The organism is Pseudomonas sp. Irchel 3F6 (assembly GCF_900187595.1).
Lineage (GTDB): Bacteria > Pseudomonadota > Gammaproteobacteria > Pseudomonadales > Pseudomonadaceae > Aquipseudomonas > Aquipseudomonas siliginis.
Window position 1 is genome coordinate 766,266 of the sequence record NZ_FYDP01000002.1, and the last position, 17,665, is coordinate 783,930.

A 17,665-nucleotide genomic window follows, 5' to 3' on the forward strand; every position below is an offset into this window, starting at 1 on the left:
TTATTCAAGGAGTTGTTGATGACCGTTTCGTTTGCCGCCAAGGCGTTTGTGCTGTTGCTGTTTCTGGGCAGCACGCTCTATGTGCATTTGCGCGGCAAGGCGCGTTTGCCGGTATTGCGCCAGTTCGTCAACCACTCCGCGCTGTTCGCGCCCTACAACGCGTTGATGTACCTGTTTTCCGCAGTGCCATCCAGACCGTATCTGGATCGCAGCAAGTTTCCGGAACTGGATGTTCTGCGCGACAACTGGGAAACCATCCGCGACGAAGCCATGCACCTGTTCGACGAAGGCTACATTCGCGCTGCCGAAAAGAATAACGATGCCGGTTTCGGTTCGTTTTTCAAGAAAGGCTGGAAGCGTTTCTATCTGAAGTGGTACGACAAACCGTTGCCATCGGCCGAAGCCCTGTGCCCGAAAACCGTGGCGCTGGTCAGCGCCATTCCCAACGTCAAGGGCGCGATGTTTGCGCTGCTGCCGGGCGGCAGTCACCTCAACCCGCACCGCGATCCGTTCGCCGGCTCGCTGCGCTATCACCTCGGTTTGTCGACGCCCAACTCCGATGATTGCCGGATCTTCGTCGACGGTCAGGTCTATGCCTGGCGCGACGGCGATGACGTGATGTTCGACGAGACCTACGTGCACTGGGTCAAGAATGAAACCGCTCAGACTCGAGTGATTCTGTTCTGTGACATCGAACGTCCGCTGAGCAACCGCTTGATGACCCGGATCAACCGCTTCATCAGCGGCTGGCTCGGCCGCGCCACCGCGCCGCAGAATCTTGATGACGAACGCGTTGGCGGCATCAACCAGGCTTATGCCTGGAGCAAGAACTTCAGCGACCGTTTCAGCGGCGTGGTCAAGCAGTGGAAGCGCCGCCATCCCAAGGCCTACCGCGTAATGCGCCCGGTGCTGGCGGTGCTGGTGCTGACGTTGCTGGGGTATTGGTTGTTTGGTTGAGGCTGGCTCAGACATAGAAAACCGCTCTTTGGGAGCGGTTTTTCATTAGCGGAAGAAAAAGGACGACCCGGCTAATGCGCCGCTTGGCTCTTCAACGGCTGGATTGACCAGTGCATTCCTGATGCGATGCATCTCGGTTTCAGATAATTCAACAGATGGCTGCTTTTTCTCCATCTTTCTGGATTTGAAGTTTGATGCTTTCTTTTCAACGACAGCTTTCATGGGATCTCCCACGTTGATCACTAAATGAGCAGGTGCTCAGATACTAGACTTGGTCAATACGCTTCACAAGACGGCCCTCAGAGTCGAATTCGAAACCCAGTTGACGGTATAGAGGTATAGCTCCCGAAAGAGGCTCCTGAATTTCGATTTGCTGGCTGCCGATGATACGTGCGAAATGAGTGACGGCAGTCAGGGCGAAGGTCGCTATTCGGCCCTTGAGCGGGTGTTCGTTTGGGTGCCCCTCAAGACGCACAATCTTGACTCTCAGTCGGCTTTGGTTCGGATTGGCGAAACAAAGTCCGCACAGTTCACGATCAAACCAGATTGCCAGATCGAAGCTCATTGGTTCTTTGGCTTTCCATCGGACAATTTCCTCCCAGCAGAAATGCGGATCGAGCCATTGCTCATAAGCTTTCATGGCGGACGCATCAATAGCCTCGAAGCGAACCTTGGAATAATCAACGTCAACAATTGCGCGCGCCTCGAGTTCGCTGTGTAGCTTCGCAAATGTAACTGCCGCCCGCTTCCTCGCCTCCGACCGATAAACCTGATACCGCAAATACGTCCGTTTCCTTGGCATATGATCTCTTGCATTCCATGTCTCCTGACAATCCGTTGCCACGCCAATAACCCTAACCACCCGGCGCCAGACTGTCGCTACCGGCCCATTGCCCAAGTCATTGCAATCTGTGTCCCGGGCTGGTTATAGTCAGCCCGCTTGAGCGCCATGCTCACGCCTTCATTTCCTCAATAAAGATCAGCATCCATGCCTGCATCCCTCATCAACGCGGTAGTCGATTCAGCGGTCAACGCTGGCGTCGTGCCGTGCGGGAATCGGCAGCCTGTGCAGATCAGTCATTACCCTCCACCTGTCAGTAGCACGCCGGTGTGCGCAGTCGTTTCGCCGCCGGGCGTTGGTGTGCGGGGTTGATCGGCAGTTTCTGCTGACCCCCGCGCCCGCCAGAAAAACCTACTGAATTTCAGCTTCGGCTGAGTTGGCTTCTTGCCTGACTACAGGTGGTATTCATGTTTGTCCTTTCGAAACAATCCGCGCTCGCGGCGACGTCCACGAGCCTGTTCGTTCTGCTGTGGAGCAGCGGGGCGATTTTCTCCAAATGGGGCCTGGCCCATGCTTCGCCCTTTGCCTTTCTGCTGATTCGCTTCGCCATCGCCCTGTGCGGGCTGGTGTTGCTGGCGCCGCTGCTCAAACTCAAGTTGCCCAAGGGCGGCAAACCGATGCTGTTTGCGATCGCCACCGGCGTGGTGCTGTTGGGCGCCTATCAGATCTTTTATCTGCTGGCGCTGGACTGCAAAGTCACGCCGGGGGTGATGGCCACTCTGATGGGCGTTCAGCCGATTCTCACCGTGGTGCTGATGGAGCGCCAGCGTTCGGCGAGCCGCCTGTTCGGCCTGACGCTGGGGCTGACAGGGCTGATCATGGTGGTTTATCAGGGCATCGGTCTGGCCGGAATGTCCTGGGCTGGCATGTTGTTCGGTTTGCTGGCGCTGGCGAGCATGACGCTCGGCTCGATCATGCAAAAACGCATCACCGACAATCCGCTCGGTACGCTGCCAGTGCAGTACCTGGCCGGCCTGTTGCTGTGCGCGGTGTTCGTACCGTTCCAGCCGTTTCACTTCGAGCACAGCGCAGGCTTTATTGTCCCGGTGTTATGGATGGGCCTGGTGGTGTCGGTGCTGGCGACGCTGTTGCTGTATCGACTGATCGCGCGGGGCAATCTGGTGAATGTCACCAGCCTGTTCTATCTGGTGCCGGCGGTGACGGCAGTGATGGATTACCTGATTTTCGGTAATCGTCTGGCGGCGTTGAGCGTGTTGGGAATGCTGCTGATCATTGTTGGATTGGTATTTGTGTTCCGTAAAACCGGATAGCCGATAGGCAGGTGGCGCTTGTTGCGCCGCCTTTCGCGAACAGGCTCGCTCCCACATTGGAATGTATTTTTCTGTGGGAGCGAGCCTGCTCGCGAATATCTGCGGCAGAAAATCTAACGGACTGACACCTTTGCAGGCCTCACCACCGCCGGCTTCAACACCAGCCACAACGCTGCCGCAATCAGCACCCCGCCATAAATGTGCGCCATCGACAACGGCTCATCCAGCAACAACGCCCCCCACAACACGCCGAACGGCGGGATCATGAAGGTCACGGTCATCGATTTTACCGGGCCGATCGAGCTGAGCAGGCGGAAATAGATGATGTAGGCAAACGCCGTGCAACCCAGGCCCAGGCCGAGCAGCGACAGCCAGACATGCCAGCCACCCCAGCTGACCGGCGGCGCAGTGATCACGCTGTAGGCGAACAGCGGCAGCAGAAACAACGTCGCCCCGAGCATGCTGCCCAGTGCCGACAAACGGCTGTCCAGCCCACCGGCCTGATCCAGCCAGCGCCGCGCGAGGAAACCGGCAAAGCCATAACAAGTGGTCGCCAGCAGGCACGCGACCGCGCCCATCAGCAGTTGCAGGTCGAAGGCCACGGGACCGGCGCGCGTCAGCACGCCGACGCCGAACAGGCCGAGGAACACACCGCCCAGCTTGGCGATCGTCAGTTTCTCGCTGAAGAACAAACCGCCAATCAACACGCCCATCAGCGGCGTGGTTGCATTGAAGATCGCCGAATAGCCGGCCGGCAATACCTGGGCGGCAACCGAATACAGCGTCGCCGGAATCCCCGAGTTGATCACGCCAAGCAGCATCACGGTCTTCAGCTTGCCCTTGAAGTCCCAGCTGATGCGCATCAGCCCAAGGATCACCAGCAGCCCGGCGGCCGCAATCGACACGCGAAAGAAGCCGGTCGGGATCGTGCCGATCACCGGAGCAATGATGCGCATGAACAGAAAACTCGCGCCCCAGATAGCGGCCAGCGACAACATGCGGAAAATATCGACAGGGCTCACGGCGGGCTCCTTGCTTGATCGGGACGAGAGTGTTGCCGAGCGTCCGGATCATGGCAACCGCTATTCGGGCTTTTAATTCTGCTTGCCGATGCATCGGCACGAGAAACCCCGTCAACGGTCAGCCCCGTATCGGTTTTGGCAGAAATTGCGCTTTTCCTGCGGGCGTTTCCGTGACTAAGCTCAGACCAACCGAATTCCCGCCGAGGTTTCATTTATGTCGCAGCAATGGCCAGCCACCGAGATCGCGCGGATGATCCTCGCCGGCTTCGACGATTACCGCGAGCATTTCCGCCGCATCACCGATGGCGCGCGGGAGCGCTTCGAACAGGCGCGCTGGCAGGAGGCGCAGGCCGCGTCGGCGGCGCGGATCAGTCTGTATGAGGAAAAGGTTGGCGAAACCGTCGTTCGCCTGCGCGAGTATTTCGACGAAGAGACCCTGATGAACGTCAGCTGCTGGCCGCTGGTGAAAAGCGCCTATATCAGTGTCATCGACCTGCGCTTCGACGATGAGCTGTCCGAAACCTGGTACAACTCGATTTTCTGCGGGCTGTTCAGCCACGACCTGATCAGCGACGGCTGCATGTTCATCCACACCACGCGCCCAAGCCTGCGCCGTGCCCGCGCCGCGCAAACCCGTACGTACAAGCCGCAGGGCCAGTTGTCCGGGATGCTCGCCAGCATCTTCGCCGATTACCGCTTCAGCGAGGATTACGCTGATTTGCCCGGCGACTTGCTGCGGCTCGAAGCGCAATTGCGCGAGAACCTGCCGGACTGGGTGTGCAAGGACCCGGAGCTGAGTGTCGAGCTGTTTTCCTCGGTGCTCTACCGCAACAAGGGCGCGTATCTGGTCGGACGCATCTACACCCGCGACGAGCAATGGCCGCTGGTGATTCCGCTGTTGCACCGCGAAGGCCGGGGCATTCAGATCGATGCATTGATCACCGACGAAGCCGATGTGTCGATCATCTTTTCTTTTACCCGTTCGTATTTCATGGTCGATGTCCCGGTGCCGGCGGAGTTCATCGGATTTCTGCGGCGCATCCTGCCGGGCAAGCACATCGCCGAGCTGTACACCTCGATCGGCTTCTACAAGCACGGCAAGTCGGAGTTTTACCGCGCGCTGATCAATCACCTGGCCAACACTGACGACCAGTTCATCATGGCCCCGGGCGTGCGCGGCATGGTCATGAGCGTGTTCACTTTGCCGGGTTTCAACACCGTGTTCAAAATCATCAAGGACCGTTTCTCACCGTCGAAGAACGTCGACCGCGCCACGGTGATCGAAAAATATCGACTGGTGAAAAGCGTCGATCGGGTTGGGCGTATGGCCGATACCCAGGAGTTTGCTGATTTTCGCTTTCCGCTGAGCAAGTTCGATCCGGCGTGTCTGGAGGAATTGCTAGAGGTGGCGCCGTCGACGGTTTCGGTCGAAGGCGAAACCGTGCTGATCCGCCACTGCTGGACCGAACGCCGGATGACCCCGCTCAACCTGTATCTGGAAAATGCCAACGACGCCCAGGTACGTGAAGCGCTTGAGGATTACGGCCTGGCGATCAAGCAGCTGGCGGCGGCGAATATTTTTCCCGGGGATATGCTGCTGAAAAACTTCGGCGTCACTCGACACGGCCGGGTGGTGTTCTACGACTACGACGAAATCTGCTTCCTGACCGAAGCCAACTTCCGCCACATCCCGGCACCGCGCACGCCGGAGGATGAAATGGCCTCTGAGCCGTGGTACTCGATCGGCCCGCTGGACGTGTTTCCCGAAGAGTTTCCACCGTTCCTGTTTGCCGATGCCGGACAGCGCAAACTGTTCGATCAGTTGCATGGCGAGTTGTACAACGCCGATTACTGGAAGGGCTTGCAGGAGGCGATTCGGGCGGGGAAGGTGATAGACGTCTTCCCATATCGGCGCAAGGGCCTCGACAACGAGTAGCTCTTTTAAAAGCCCCTCACCCCAGCCCTCTCCCAGAGGGAGAGGGAGCTGACCGAGGTGTCTTGGGTCAAACGCCGACCTGAAAGAGCTCGGCGATTATGGATTCGGCAAAGCTCTTTCAGGTCGATGTACCTTTGAAGCATCCCCCAATCGGTCCCCTCTCCCTTTGGGAGAGGGCTAGGGTGAGGGTCGCAATCCCCCTGACACGCCACAACCCCCCCAAATCTGCGACAATCCGCCCCTGCATAAATAGACGACCGAATTGCCTACCCGATGACCGACGAATCGCCCTCCATCGACAAACTGCTGAAAAACCTCGATCACGCTATGCTCGCCGACCGTCACCGGCTGCGGCGGCAGTTGCTTGAGCTGCGCAAGAAACCCGACGAGGCCAAACTGGCCCAGTGGGTGACGCGCATGCAGGCGTCCTGTGATCAGGTACTGGCGCGTCGCGCGAGCCTGCCGGTGATTCGTTACGACGACAGTTTGCCGATCGCGGCCAAGCGCGACGAAATCAAAAAGGCCCTGGAGCAACATCAGGTGCTGATCATCGCTGGCGAAACCGGTTCGGGTAAAACCACCCAGTTGCCGAAAATCTGTCTGGAAATCGGTCGCGGCCAGCACGGTCTGATCGGCCATACCCAGCCGCGTCGGATCGCCGCGCGCAGTGTGGCCAGTCGCGTCGCCGAAGAACTCGGCACGCCGCTTGGAGCGCTGGTCGGCTATCAGGTGCGTTTCGAAGATCAAAGCGATGCCAACACCCTGATCAAACTGATGACCGACGGCATTCTGCTGGCGGAAACCCAGAACGACCGTTATCTGGAACGCTACGACACGATCATCGTCGACGAAGCCCACGAACGCAGCCTCAACATCGATTTCCTCCTCGGTTACCTGAAAACCCTGCTGCCACGCCGTCCCGACCTGAAGGTCATCATCACTTCGGCGACCATCGATCTGGAGCGCTTCTCCAAGCACTTCGATGACGCGCCGATCGTCGAAGTGTCGGGTCGTACTTTCCCGGTGGAAACCTGGTACCGGCCGCTGACGCTGGAGCAGGACGAAGAGGGCAACCGGGTCGAGGATGACCTGACCGTCGATCAGGCGATTCTCGCCACCCTCGACGAAATCGCCGCGTATGAGCGCAGCGAACGGCGCAGTCCGGGGGATGTGCTGGTGTTCCTGCCCGGCGAGCGCGAGATTCGCGATGCTGCCGACATGCTGCGCAAGGCCCAGCTCAAGCACACTGAAATCCTGCCGCTGTACGCGCGCCTGTCGCCGGCTGAACAGCAGCGCATCTTCCAGTCGCACCCGGGCCGCCGTGTGGTGCTGGCGACCAACGTCGCCGAAACCTCGCTGACCGTGCCGGGCATTCGCTATGTGATCGACAGCGGTACCGCGCGTATCAGCCGCTACAGCTATCGGGCCAAGGTCCAGCGTTTGCCGATCGAAGCGATTTCCCAGGCCAGCGCCAATCAACGTAAAGGTCGCTGCGGGCGGGTCGAGCCGGGTATCTGCGTGCGTTTGTACAGCGAAGAGGATTTCCTCGGCCGCCCGGAATTTACCGATCCGGAAATTCTGCGCACCAACCTCGCCGCCGTTATTTTGCAGATGCTCCATCTGCGCCTCGGCGAAATCACAGCGTTCCCGTTTATCGAACCGCCGGACGGCAAGGCGATCAGCGACGGTTTCAACCTGCTGCAAGAGCTTTCGGCAGTAGATCGCAACAGTCAGCTGACGCCGCTCGGTCGCCAGTTGGCGCGCTTGCCGGTCGACCCGCGCATGGGTCGCATGCTCCTGGAAGCGGCCAGGCTTGGCAGTCTGCAGGAAGTGCTGATCGTCGCCAGCGCCATGTCGATTCAGGACCCGCGCGAGCGTCCACCGGAGCGTCAGCAAGCGGCGGATCAGGCCCATGCACAATGGAAGGACCCGGATTCGGACTTCGCCGGGCTGGTCAATCTTTGGCGTGGTTTCGAAGAGCAACGTCAGGCGCTGACCGCCAATCCGCTGCGCAACTGGTGCCGGAAGAATTTCCTCAATTACCTGCGCTTGCGCGAGTGGCGTGATTCTCACCGTCAGTTGAGCCTGATCTGCCGCGACATGCAGCTGAGCCTGAACAAAGAGCCGGCGGATTATCCGAAGCTGCACAAAGCGGTGCTGGTCGGCTTGCTCAGCCAGATTGGCCAGAAAACCGAAGACGGCGATTACCTCGGCGCGCGGCAACGGCGCTTCTGGATTCATCCGTCGTCGGGCATCGGCAAGAAGCGTCCGCAGTGGCTGATGACTGCTGAGCTGGTCGAAACCACCAAACTCTACGCGCGGATGGTCGCCAAGATCGATGCCGACTGGATCGAACCGCTGGCCGGGCACCTGATCAAGAAAAACCATTTCGAGCCGCATTGGGAGAAGAAGCGCGGTCAGGTCGTAGCCTATGAGCAGATCACCCTGTTCGGCCTGATCGTGGTCGGTCGCCGCCCGGTGCATTACGGCCCGGTCGATCCGGTGGTGTCGCGTGAGCTGTTTATCCGCGAAGGTCTGGTGCGCGGCGAGATTCAGTCGCGGGCCAAATGCCTGAGCGCCAATCAGAAACTGCTCGAGCAGCTCGACGAACTGGAAGCCAAGGCTCGCCGTCGCGACATTCTCGCCGACGAAGAAACCTTGTACGCCTTCTACGATGCGCGTCTGCCGGCGGAGATCCACCAGACCGCGACCTTCGACAGTTGGTACAAGGTCAACAGCCAGAAAGACCCGCAGCTGCTGATCATGCGCGAAGAAGACGTGCTGGCCCGCGAGGCCAGTGAAGTCACCGCCCGTGATTACCCGGACACCCTGCACATCGGCGATCTGGAACTGGCGCTGACCTACCATTTCGAACCCAATCACCCGCGCGACGGCGTGACCTTGCGCGTGCCGGCGCCGTTGCTGCCGATGTTGCCGCCGGAGCGTCTGGAATGGCTGGTGCCGGGCCTGATCGAGGCCAAGTGCATTGCCCTGGTGCGCAACCTGCCGAAAGCCCTGCGCAAGAACTTCGTGCCAGTGCCGGACTTCATCAAGGCCGCGTTGCAGCGCATGACTTTCGCCGAAGGTTCGCTGCCGCAAGCGCTCGGTCGCGAGCTGCTGCGCATGACCGGCGCGCGGGTCAGCGATGAAGCGTGGGCGGAAGCGGCGCAGCAGGTTGAAAGCCACCTGCGCATGAACCTGGAAATTGTCGACGGCGAGGGCAAGTTCCTTGGCGAAGGCCGCGATCTGGCTGAGCTGACCGCACGCTTCGCCGAAGCCAGCCAGGCCGCGCTGGCGGTGCCGCAGAGCGCGAAAAGTCAGCAGCCGGTGGAGGCGAAAGTCTTTGCGCCGGTAGCAGAAAAGACCCAGCAGAAGATCGCCGGGCTGTCGATGACGGTGTACCCGGCGCTGGTGGAAGAGGGCGGCGCGGTCAAGGAAGGGCGCTTCTCGACCCCGGCCGAAGCCGAGTTCCAGCATCGTCGGGCCTTGCAGCGTTTGTTGATGCAGCAACTGGCCGAGCCGGCGAAATTCCTCCGGGGCAAGTTGCCGGGGCAGACTGAACTGGGCTTGCTGTATCGCGAACTGGGCCGCGTCGATGCGCTGGTCGAAGACATTCTGCTGGCCAGCCTCGACAGCTGCATTCTCGAAGGTGAAGACCCGTTGCCCCGCGATGGCGCCGGATTGGCGGCATTGGCCGAACGCAAACGCGGCAACTGGACCGAGCACGCCGAGCGTGTCGCGCGGCTGACGCTGGAAATCCTCAAGATCTGGCACGGTCTGCAAAAACGCTTCAAGGGCAAGATCGATCTGGCGCAAGCGGTGGCATTGAACGACATCAAGCAGCAGATCGGCAATCTGGTCTATCCGGGTTTCGTCCGCGAAACGCCGATGCAGTGGTTCAAAGAGTTACCGCGTTACCTGAAAGCGGTCGAGCAGCGTTTCGAGAAGCTCGGTGCACAGGTGCAGAAGGACCGCGTCTGGAGTGGCGAACTCGCTGGCCTGTGGGCGCAATACCAGACCCGCGCGGCCAAGCATGCGCAGGAAGGCAAGCGTGATCCGCAGCTGGAGTTGTACCGCTGGTGGCTGGAGGAATACCGCGTGTCGTTGTTTGCTCAGCAGTTGGGGACGAAAGTGCCGATCTCCGACAAGCGCCTGAGCAAACAGTGGAGCCAGGTCGAGCCCTGACCTGCAGCCATACACAATCCCCCTGTGGAGCGGGCTTTGTGGCGAGGGGATTTATCCCCGTTGGGTGGCGAAGCCGCCCCAAGACCTACGCCTCGGTTCATCAGATACCGAGCGTGGTGGGTTGGCGACTGCTTCGCAGTCGAACGGGGATAAATCCCCTCGCCACAGAGTTGAGTTCATGGAGTGAATGGCAGTTGTGCTTGAGAACGGCGCCAAAACCTCGGGTTTATGGCAAACTTCGCCACCATAACCCGCCGTTTCGCGACCCAGAGCCTTCGGCCGTGTCGCGCTGCGGAATAAAACGATGCCAGGTTTGCGTCCCCCGGATGGGAATAGACCCTTTGCGTGTTGGTACGACGGTTCCAGCACTTTCTGCCTGAACAGATTAGAGAAACGACCATGCATAATGTCGTCATCAGCGGCACCGGCCTGTACACACCGGCCAACAGCATCTCCAATGAAGAGCTGGTGCAGTCTTTCAATACCTACGTCGCCCAGTTCAACGCCGATAACGCCGAGGCCATTGCCAGCGGTGAAGTCCAGGCCCTGACCGAATCCAGCGCCGCGTTCATCGAAAAAGCCTCGGGCATCAAGAGCCGCTTTGTCATGGACAAGGACGGCATCCTCGATCCGCAACGCATGGCCCCGCGCTTGCCCGAGCGCTCCAACGACGAATGGTCGGTGCTCTGCCAGATGGCCGTCGGCGCGGCTGAACAAGCCCTGCAACGAGCCGGCAAAACCGCAGCCGACATCGACGGCGTGATCGTCGCCTGCTCGAACCTGCAACGCGCTTACCCGGCCATCGCCATCGAAGTCCAGGAAGCGCTGGGCATTGAAGGTTTCGGTTTCGACATGAACGTGGCGTGTTCTTCGGCCACCTTCGGCATCCAGGCCGCCGCCAACAGCGTGCAACTGGGCCAGGCGCGGGCGATCCTAATGGTCAACCCGGAGGTCTGCACCGGGCACCTGAACTTCCGTGATCGCGACAGCCACTTCATCTTCGGCGATGCCGCGACTGCGGTGATCATCGAGCGCGCGGATCTGGCGACCTCGCCGTACCAGTTCGACGTGGTCAGCACCAAATTGCTGACCAAGTTCTCCAACAATATCCGCAACAACTTCGGCTTCCTCAATCGCGCTGCCGAGGAGGGTGTGGGCGCGCGCGACAAGCTGTTCGTGCAGGAAGGCCGCAAGGTGTTCAAGGATGTCTGCCCGATGGTTGCCGAGCTGATCGGCGAGCACCTGGAAGAAAACCAGCTCAATGTCGGCGACGTGAAACGTTTCTGGCTGCACCAGGCCAACTTGAGCATGAACCACCTGATCGTGCGCAAGCTGCTCGGCCGCGAAGCTACCGAAGAAGAAGCGCCGGTGATTCTCGACAGCTATGCCAACACCAGCTCGGCCGGTTCGGTCATTGCCTTCCATAAATATCAGGATGATCTGGCTTCGGGTTCGCTTGCGGTGCTCAGCTCGTTCGGTGCCGGTTACTCGATTGGTAGCGTGCTGCTGCGTAAACGCTGAAACAGGTTAATTTCCCCTTCATCGCGTCGATCTTTCCTACATTCGAAGCGGCTGAAACGCTGTAATTTTTCGGACGTCGCGGCAGGTGAACACCTGCCGCGTTCATTTTCGAAGTCCGGACAAGGGGATTGATGGATGGCGGCTGACGACACCCAACTGCTCACGCGCTTACTGGCGGGAGAGCAACAGGCTTTCAAGGAACTGGTCACCACGTATCAGAGCGCCATGCGCGCGGTGGCTTACGCGATAGTGGGCCAGCGCCATGTCGAGGAAGTGGTGCAGGATGCCTGGCTGTCGGTGGTGCGCCATCTGGCCAGCTTCGAAGGGCGTTCCAGCCTCAAGACCTGGTTGCTGACCATCACCGCCAATTCGGCCAAGAGTCGCTACAAGCTCAATCGCCGGGAGGTCCTGCTCGACGACCTGCCATCGCCCCACGGCACCATCGGTGACGATCGCTTCTCTTCCAGCGATGGCCACTGGCTGGTCGCGCCGTTCGCCTGGCACCAGGACACCCCCGAAGCGCTACTCACTGAAAACGAACTGCGCGAATGCCTCGAACATACGTTGCTGAGTCTGTCCGAGTTGCAGAGCAGTGTCCTGCTGTTGCGCGAACGCCAGGGCCTGGAGCTGGAAGAGATCTGTAATCTCCTGGGGATCTCGCTCTCCAATGTCCGCGTGCTGCTGCACCGGGCACGCTTGAAGGTCTTTGCGACCGTGGAACATTTTGAGGAGACAGGAGAATGTTGACCTGCAAGGAGCAAGTGGCACGATCCAGCGATTATCTCGACGGCCAACTGAGCTTTCGCGAGACGCTGATGGTGCGTCATCACCTGTTGTTCTGCCCGAACTGCCGGCGCTTCATGCGGCAGATGCGCGTGATGCAGGCAACCCTGAAGGCGCTGCCGGACAAACCGGACGAGAACGTTGATGCCTTGGCCGAACGCCTGGCCGAGCAACGACGAAAAGACAACCCCCTGTAGGAGCTGTCGAGTGCAACGAGGCTGCGATCTTTTGATCTTGTTTTCAGGATCAAGATCAAAAGATCGCAGCCTTCGGCAGCTCCTACAGGGGTTTTTGCATCCTGCAGAAATAACCCGGTGCGGGTGAAACGAACGGATGATGGGGATCGTCCCGCCCGCACCGGAGTGAGGCAGCTTCAAGCCTCAAGCCTCAAGCCTCAAGCTGCAAGTAAAGGCATTCACTCGCAGCTCTTGGCTTGTAGCTTGTAGCTTGTAGCTGCCGTTTTAGAACTTCGCTTCAGCATCCAGCTGCAGGGTGTTGGCATCTGCATCGCGCTGGCTGCGGCTGGCGAAGTCGGCCTTGGTCAGGAAGTACGTGGCGCCGACGGCGAAGTTCTTGTCGATGTCGTAACCGACCTTGAACTTGTGCCCGCGCGAACCGGTGGTGCCGTTGGCAAAGTCGGAGTCGGTGAACGCGCCGACCACGGCGTTGCGCTGCACGTCGCGATAGTTGTAGTCGAGGTTGAAGCCGAAGACTTTCGACTTGGCGCCGAGCAACCATGCGGTGTCCTGATCGGTCACGGCATCGTTGTTCTTCACGTACTGGCCGTAGAACGACAGCGGCATTGGCAGGCCGCCGATGTCGATCTGGCTGAACCCTTCATACAGACGGAATTGGTTGTTCGCCGAGTTGCCGTTGACTGCCAGGGCGCACGGCGTCGAGGTGCCGGTGCAGCGGCTGTCTTCGTCGTTCTGGTAGGCGTAGACGCTGCCGCCGACGGTCATTTTCAGGTTGTCGGTGATGTTGAAGCGGCTGCCCAACTGGCCAGCGGTCAGGCGCAGGTCGTGGCGGAATTGCACGCCGTCGCCGTCAACGTTGTCCTTGAGGTTGTAGTTACCCAGGCTGCCGAACAATTCGGCGCTGCCGCCCAATGGATACTTGTAGGTAACGGCCAGACCTTCCGGGTTGATGTCGCTGTCCCAGATCACGTCGCCCATGCTCACCCACGGTTGCAGCATCTTGCCGCCGATCACGTGCAGGTTCTTGATCTGATCAGGGTGATAGTCGATGTAGCCGAGGTCGAGCCAGATCTGCTTCTTGTCGAAGTAGTTGTCCTGATCCTGGTTGGTCGAACGCGCGTCGTCACCGCCGCCGGTGGCGATGCGGATGCCGGTGTCGACTTGCGGGTTGATCTCGGTGTAGGCGCCCAGACGCGCACGGATGCGCTGGCGATCCTTGTCGCGGCCGCCGTTGTTCGGCTCGCCGTCGATCTTGATGGTTTCCTGGCGGATACGTACGTCGCCCTTGAACTGGGTCTTCGCCGCCCAAGCCAGTTTCTGGTCGAACAGGCTCTGTTCGTTGGTCTTCTTCGCGACCGCCGCCACTTGTTCGTTGGTTTCCTGCTGCGCCTGTTGGGCGATTTGCTGAGCCTTCTGATCCTTGGCCAGTTCTGTTTGCAGCTCGATGTACTGCGCCTGGGAAATCGACCCGTTGGCCTTGAGCATGTCGAGCAGTTTGGCGTCGACTGCAGCACTGGCCGGAACGCTCATGGCCAGCAACAAGCCGCCGCACAGGGCCGCTGCAGTTTTCGTGGAAGCAAGACGCATAGCAATCTCCGAAGATGAAGGGGATGGCTGAACCATCCTGGGCACAACCGGCTGAAGGCCGGAAAACTGTGTCCGGGTTAGAACCCGGCGCTCTAAAAACAGGCGCCAGTATCGCGATGGTTTATGACAGAGCGGTGGCACAGTGATGGCAGGTTGATGACGATGCGTATCAGGCGTGAACTATCGAGTTAGAGCGCTGTCGGCCGATTGAACGTGTGCAACGGGGTCGCGATCAGCGATACTCGCCGGGCTTTGTCGCCAAGCTGTGGAGTGCCAGTGAATGCCGTTGCAACGCCTGCAAGACCTGTCAGAAATCGCCCCGGCAAGCTGGGATGCGCTGGTGCCGGACAACCAGCCATTCCTGCGTCACGCCTTCCTCAGCGCGCTGGAAGACAGCGGCAGTGTCGGCCCGCATTCGGGCTGGCAGCCCGAACATTTACTGCACATCGAAGATGATCGACTGATCGCCGCACTGCCCAGTTATCGCAAGTGGCATTCCTACGGCGAGTACGTCTTCGATCACGGCTGGGCCGATGCCTGCGCGCGTGCCGGCATCGATTACTACCCCAAACTCCTGACTGCTGTGCCCTTCAGCCCGGTCAGCGGTCCGCGCTTGCTGGCGGCGAAGGTCGAGGACGGTTTCGAACTGCTGAAAAGCCTGCCGGGCTATCTGCAGATCGAAGAACTGTCCAGCGCGCACATCAATTTCACCGATCCGTTTACCGATGCGGCGATGGCCGAGCAGCCGGGCTGGCTGCAGCGCATCGGCTGTCAATATCACTGGCAGAACCGTGGTTACCGCGACTTTCAGGACTTCCTCGACGCCCTCAGTTCGCGAAAGCGCAAGCAGATGCGCAAGGAACGCGAGCAGGTGGCGGGGCAGGGCTTCGAGTTCGAGTGGCTGGAGGGGCGTGAGCTGGGCGAGGCACAGTGGGATTTCGTGTACGCCTGCTATGCCAACACCTACGCGGTGCGGCGTCAGGCGCCGTACCTGACGCGCGAGTTCTTCAGCCTGCTGGCCGAACGTATGCCCGAAGCGATTCGCGTGGTCTTGGCCAAACAGGGCTCCCGGCCGGTGGCGATGGCGTTCAGCCTGGTCGGTGGCGACAGTTTCTACGGGCGTTATTGGGGCTGCCTGGCCGAGTTTGATCGGCTGCATTTCGAGACGTGTTTTTATCAGGGCATGGATTACGCGATTGCCCATGGCATCCAGCGTTTCGATGCCGGGGCGCAGGGCGAGCACAAGTTGATTCGCGGCTTCGAACCGGTAATCACCCATTCCTGGCATTACCTGCGCCATCCGGGGTTGAAAGCGGCGGTGAAGGATTTCCTCCAGCAAGAGCGCGCTGGGGTTCTGGCGTATGCCGAAGAGGCGAGAACGGCGTTGCCCTATCGCCAAACCTGACCATGATCGTTCCCACGCTCTGCTTGGGAATGCAGGCCGTGACGCTCCGCGTCACTGGACGCGGAGCGTCCCTTGAGGCGTTCCCACGCGGAGCGTGGGAACGATCATATCGCGCGATCAATCGATGCCGACAAAGCCTCCGGTCTGGTGCGCCCACAACCGCGCATACAAACCGCGATGGGCGAGCAGTTCGGCGTGGGTGCCGCTCTCGGCGATCTTGCCGTTTTCCAGCACCACCAGCCGATCCATGCGCGCGATGGTCGAGAGACGGTGGGCAATGGCGATCACGGTTTTGCCCTGCATCAAGGTCTCGAGGCTTTCCTGAATCGCCGCTTCGACTTCCGAATCCAGTGCCGAGGTGGCTTCGTCCATGATCAGGATCGGCGCGTCCTTGAGCAGTACCCGCGCAATCGCGATGCGCTGGCGCTGACCGCCCGAGAGTTTCACCCCGCGCTCGCCGACATGCGCGTCGAAACCGGTGCGGCCTTCAGCGTCGGACAGCAGTGGAATGAACTCATCGGCGCGAGCCTTGTGCACCGCCTCCCACAGTTCGGCGTCGGTGGCGTCGGGTTTGCCGTAGAGCAAGTTGTCGCGGATCGAACGGTGCAGCAGCGAGGTGTCCTGGGTGATCATGCCGATCCGCGCACGCAGGCTTTCCTGGCCGACTTCGGCAATGTTCTGCCCATCGATCAGGATGCGCCCGCCCTCGACGTCGTACAGGCGCAGCAACAGGTTGACCAAGGTTGATTTGCCGGCGCCGGACGGGCCGATCAAGCCGATTTTCTCCCCCGGTTTTATCGTCAGATTGAGGTCGCCGATGATGCCTTTCTTCTTGCCGTAGTGAAAATCCACGTGCTCGAAACGCACTTCGCCCGAGGCCACGGCCAGCGGTTTGGCCTGCTCGCGGTCGGTGACGCTGACCGGTTGCGAAATGGTGCGCAGACCGTCCTGGACCATGCCGATGTTTTCGAAAATGCCGGTGACCACCCACATGATCCAGCCGGACATGTTGACGATGCGAATCACCAGGCCGGTGGCCAGGGCAATCGCGCCGACGGTGATCAGCGACTGCGTCCACAGCCACAATGCCAGCGCCGTGGTGCCGACAATCAGCAGGCCGTTCATGGTGGTAATCGCCACGTCCATGCTGGTCACCACGCGACCGGCCATCTGCGCTTTGACGGTCTGTTCCTCGATCGCTTCCTTGGCGTAGTGCTGTTCGAAGTTGGTGTGAGCGAACAGTTTCAGCGTGGCGATGTTGGTGTAGCCGTCGACGATACGGCCCATCAATTTCGAGCGCGCGTCAGAGGCTTCCACCGAACGCTCTTTCACGCGCGGCACGAAGTAATACAGCGCGCCGATGTAGGCGACGATCCAGGTCAGCAACGGGATCATCAGGCGCCAGTCGGCCTCGGCGAACAGCACCAGCGAGCTGATCGCATAGATCACCACGTGCCACAGCGCGTCCACCGCTTGCACGGCGGAATCGCGCAGCGAGTTGCCGGTCTGCATGATGCGCTGGGCGATGCGCCCGGCGAAGTCGTTCTGGAAGAAATTCAGGCTCTGCTTGAGCACGTAACTGTGGTTCTGCCAGCGGATCATGCTGGTCATGCCCGGGCTCAGGGTCTGATGCACCAGCAGGTCGTGCAGAGCAAAGAAGATCGGTCGCAGCACCAGAGCGACCACCAGCATCCAGGTCAATTCGAGGGCGTGGTCGCTGAAGAAATTCGGGTTGGGCGTGCCTTGGGCCAGATCGATGATGCGGCTCAGGTAACTGAACAGCGCAACCTCAATCAATGAGGCAAACAGGCCGATGACGAGCAGGGCGGCGAAACTCGGCCAGACCTGCTTCAGGTAGTAGATATAGAAGGGCCAGACACGGTCCGGCGGGGACGCCGTCGGGGCGTCGCGGAAGATATCGATCAGTTGTTCGAAACGGCGATAGAGCATCAGATAACCG

Annotated in this window: 13 protein-coding genes; 8 read left to right on the plus strand and 5 right to left on the minus strand. The window is 60.1% G+C overall.

The features are described from left to right. Positions 1-18: 18 nt before the first annotated feature. A complete protein-coding gene (locus CKW30_RS09635) occupies positions 19-957 on the plus strand; it encodes an aspartyl/asparaginyl beta-hydroxylase domain-containing protein (protein WP_041478836.1) in 939 nt (312 codons plus the stop codon). A 45-nt stretch (positions 958-1,002) separates the two neighbouring features. Here the strand turns inward: CKW30_RS09635 and CKW30_RS27220 are convergent, their stop codons facing one another. Together CKW30_RS27220 and CKW30_RS09640 are read right to left on the minus strand one after the other, a co-directional pair. Continuing rightward, positions 1,003-1,179 carry a hypothetical protein gene (locus tag CKW30_RS27220; protein WP_159894654.1) on the minus strand — a complete coding sequence of 59 codons (177 nt, stop codon included), beginning with the start codon at positions 1,177-1,179 and terminating at the stop codon, positions 1,003-1,005. 43 nt (positions 1,180-1,222) lie between these two features. Continuing rightward, positions 1,223-1,759, minus strand: a complete 537-nt coding sequence (locus tag CKW30_RS09640; RefSeq protein WP_056783608.1) for a hypothetical protein — start codon at positions 1,757-1,759, stop codon at positions 1,223-1,225. 446 nt (positions 1,760-2,205) lie between these two features. Here CKW30_RS09640 and CKW30_RS09645 point away from each other — a divergent pair, with 446 nt between their 5' ends. After that, entirely contained in the window at positions 2,206-3,069 is an 864-nt protein-coding gene (locus tag CKW30_RS09645; protein ID WP_095180660.1) for a DMT family transporter, read from the plus strand. Between the two features lie 113 nt (positions 3,070-3,182). Here the strand turns inward: CKW30_RS09645 and CKW30_RS09650 are convergent, their stop codons facing one another. Further along, entirely contained in the window at positions 3,183-4,091 is a 909-nt protein-coding gene (locus tag CKW30_RS09650) for a DMT family transporter (RefSeq protein ID WP_056783615.1), read from the minus strand. A gap of 214 nt (positions 4,092-4,305) precedes the next feature. Between CKW30_RS09650 and aceK the strand changes: the two genes are divergently transcribed. From aceK to CKW30_RS09675, 5 genes are all read left to right on the plus strand, one after another. After that, positions 4,306-6,027 carry a bifunctional isocitrate dehydrogenase kinase/phosphatase gene (gene aceK / locus CKW30_RS09655; RefSeq protein ID WP_095180661.1) on the plus strand — a complete coding sequence of 574 codons (1,722 nt, stop codon included), beginning with the start codon at positions 4,306-4,308 and terminating at the stop codon, positions 6,025-6,027. A gap of 273 nt (positions 6,028-6,300) precedes the next feature. Then, entirely contained in the window at positions 6,301-10,212 is a 3,912-nt protein-coding gene (gene hrpA / locus CKW30_RS09660; protein WP_095180662.1) for an ATP-dependent RNA helicase HrpA, read from the plus strand. Positions 10,213-10,611: 399 nt separating this feature from the next. Further along, positions 10,612-11,733, plus strand: coding sequence for a beta-ketoacyl-ACP synthase III (locus CKW30_RS09665; RefSeq protein WP_095180663.1), 1,122 nt, complete (start codon positions 10,612-10,614; stop codon positions 11,731-11,733). Positions 11,734-11,868: 135 nt separating this feature from the next. Beyond that, on the plus strand, positions 11,869-12,480 hold the full coding sequence (locus tag CKW30_RS09670; protein ID WP_095180664.1) for an RNA polymerase sigma factor: 612 nt from the start codon (positions 11,869-11,871) through the stop codon (positions 12,478-12,480). Next, positions 12,474-12,713, plus strand: coding sequence for an anti-sigma factor (locus tag CKW30_RS09675; RefSeq protein WP_056783624.1), 240 nt, complete (start codon positions 12,474-12,476; stop codon positions 12,711-12,713). The genes CKW30_RS09670 and CKW30_RS09675 overlap by 7 nt, the downstream gene beginning before the upstream one ends. 264 nt (positions 12,714-12,977) lie before the next feature. Here CKW30_RS09675 and CKW30_RS09680 read toward each other — a convergent pair whose 3' ends face one another. Next, positions 12,978-14,300, minus strand: a complete 1,323-nt coding sequence (locus tag CKW30_RS09680) for a putative porin (protein WP_095180665.1) — start codon at positions 14,298-14,300, stop codon at positions 12,978-12,980. Positions 14,301-14,580: 280 nt separating this feature from the next. On the opposite strand from CKW30_RS09680, the gene CKW30_RS09685 reads away from it, so the two are divergent. Beyond that, a complete protein-coding gene (locus CKW30_RS09685) occupies positions 14,581-15,705 on the plus strand; it encodes a GNAT family N-acetyltransferase (protein WP_056783630.1) in 1,125 nt (374 codons plus the stop codon). Positions 15,706-15,822: 117 nt separating this feature from the next. On the opposite strand, the gene CKW30_RS09690 is transcribed toward CKW30_RS09685, so the two are convergent. Next, positions 15,823-17,655, minus strand: coding sequence for an ABC transporter ATP-binding protein (locus tag CKW30_RS09690; protein ID WP_095180666.1), 1,833 nt, complete (start codon positions 17,653-17,655; stop codon positions 15,823-15,825). Between the last annotated feature and the right edge of the window lie 10 nt (positions 17,656-17,665).

What these genes read in the sequence shown, in the direction of transcription:
- CKW30_RS27220 (WP_159894654.1), bottom strand. Translation starts at nt 1,179, where the DNA reads ATGAAAGCTGTCGTTGAAAAGAAAGCATCAAACTTCAAATCCAGAAAG.
- hrpA (WP_095180662.1), top strand. Translation starts at nt 6,301, where the DNA reads ATGACCGACGAATCGCCCTCCATCGACAAACTGCTGAAAAACCTCGAT.
- CKW30_RS09670 (WP_095180664.1), top strand. Translation starts at nt 11,869, where the DNA reads ATGGCGGCTGACGACACCCAACTGCTCACGCGCTTACTGGCGGGAGAG.
- CKW30_RS09645 (WP_095180660.1), top strand. Translation starts at nt 2,206, where the DNA reads ATGTTTGTCCTTTCGAAACAATCCGCGCTCGCGGCGACGTCCACGAGC.
- CKW30_RS09685 (WP_056783630.1), top strand. Translation starts at nt 14,581, where the DNA reads ATGCCGTTGCAACGCCTGCAAGACCTGTCAGAAATCGCCCCGGCAAGC.
- aceK (WP_095180661.1), top strand. Translation starts at nt 4,306, where the DNA reads ATGTCGCAGCAATGGCCAGCCACCGAGATCGCGCGGATGATCCTCGCC.
- CKW30_RS09665 (WP_095180663.1), top strand. Translation starts at nt 10,612, where the DNA reads ATGCATAATGTCGTCATCAGCGGCACCGGCCTGTACACACCGGCCAAC.
- CKW30_RS09640 (WP_056783608.1), bottom strand. Translation starts at nt 1,759, where the DNA reads ATGCCAAGGAAACGGACGTATTTGCGGTATCAGGTTTATCGGTCGGAG.
- CKW30_RS09635 (WP_041478836.1), top strand. Translation starts at nt 19, where the DNA reads ATGACCGTTTCGTTTGCCGCCAAGGCGTTTGTGCTGTTGCTGTTTCTG.
- CKW30_RS09675 (WP_056783624.1), top strand. Translation starts at nt 12,474, where the DNA reads ATGTTGACCTGCAAGGAGCAAGTGGCACGATCCAGCGATTATCTCGAC.
- CKW30_RS09690 (WP_095180666.1), bottom strand. Translation starts at nt 17,655, where the DNA reads ATGCTCTATCGCCGTTTCGAACAACTGATCGATATCTTCCGCGACGCC.
- CKW30_RS09680 (WP_095180665.1), bottom strand. Translation starts at nt 14,300, where the DNA reads ATGCGTCTTGCTTCCACGAAAACTGCAGCGGCCCTGTGCGGCGGCTTG.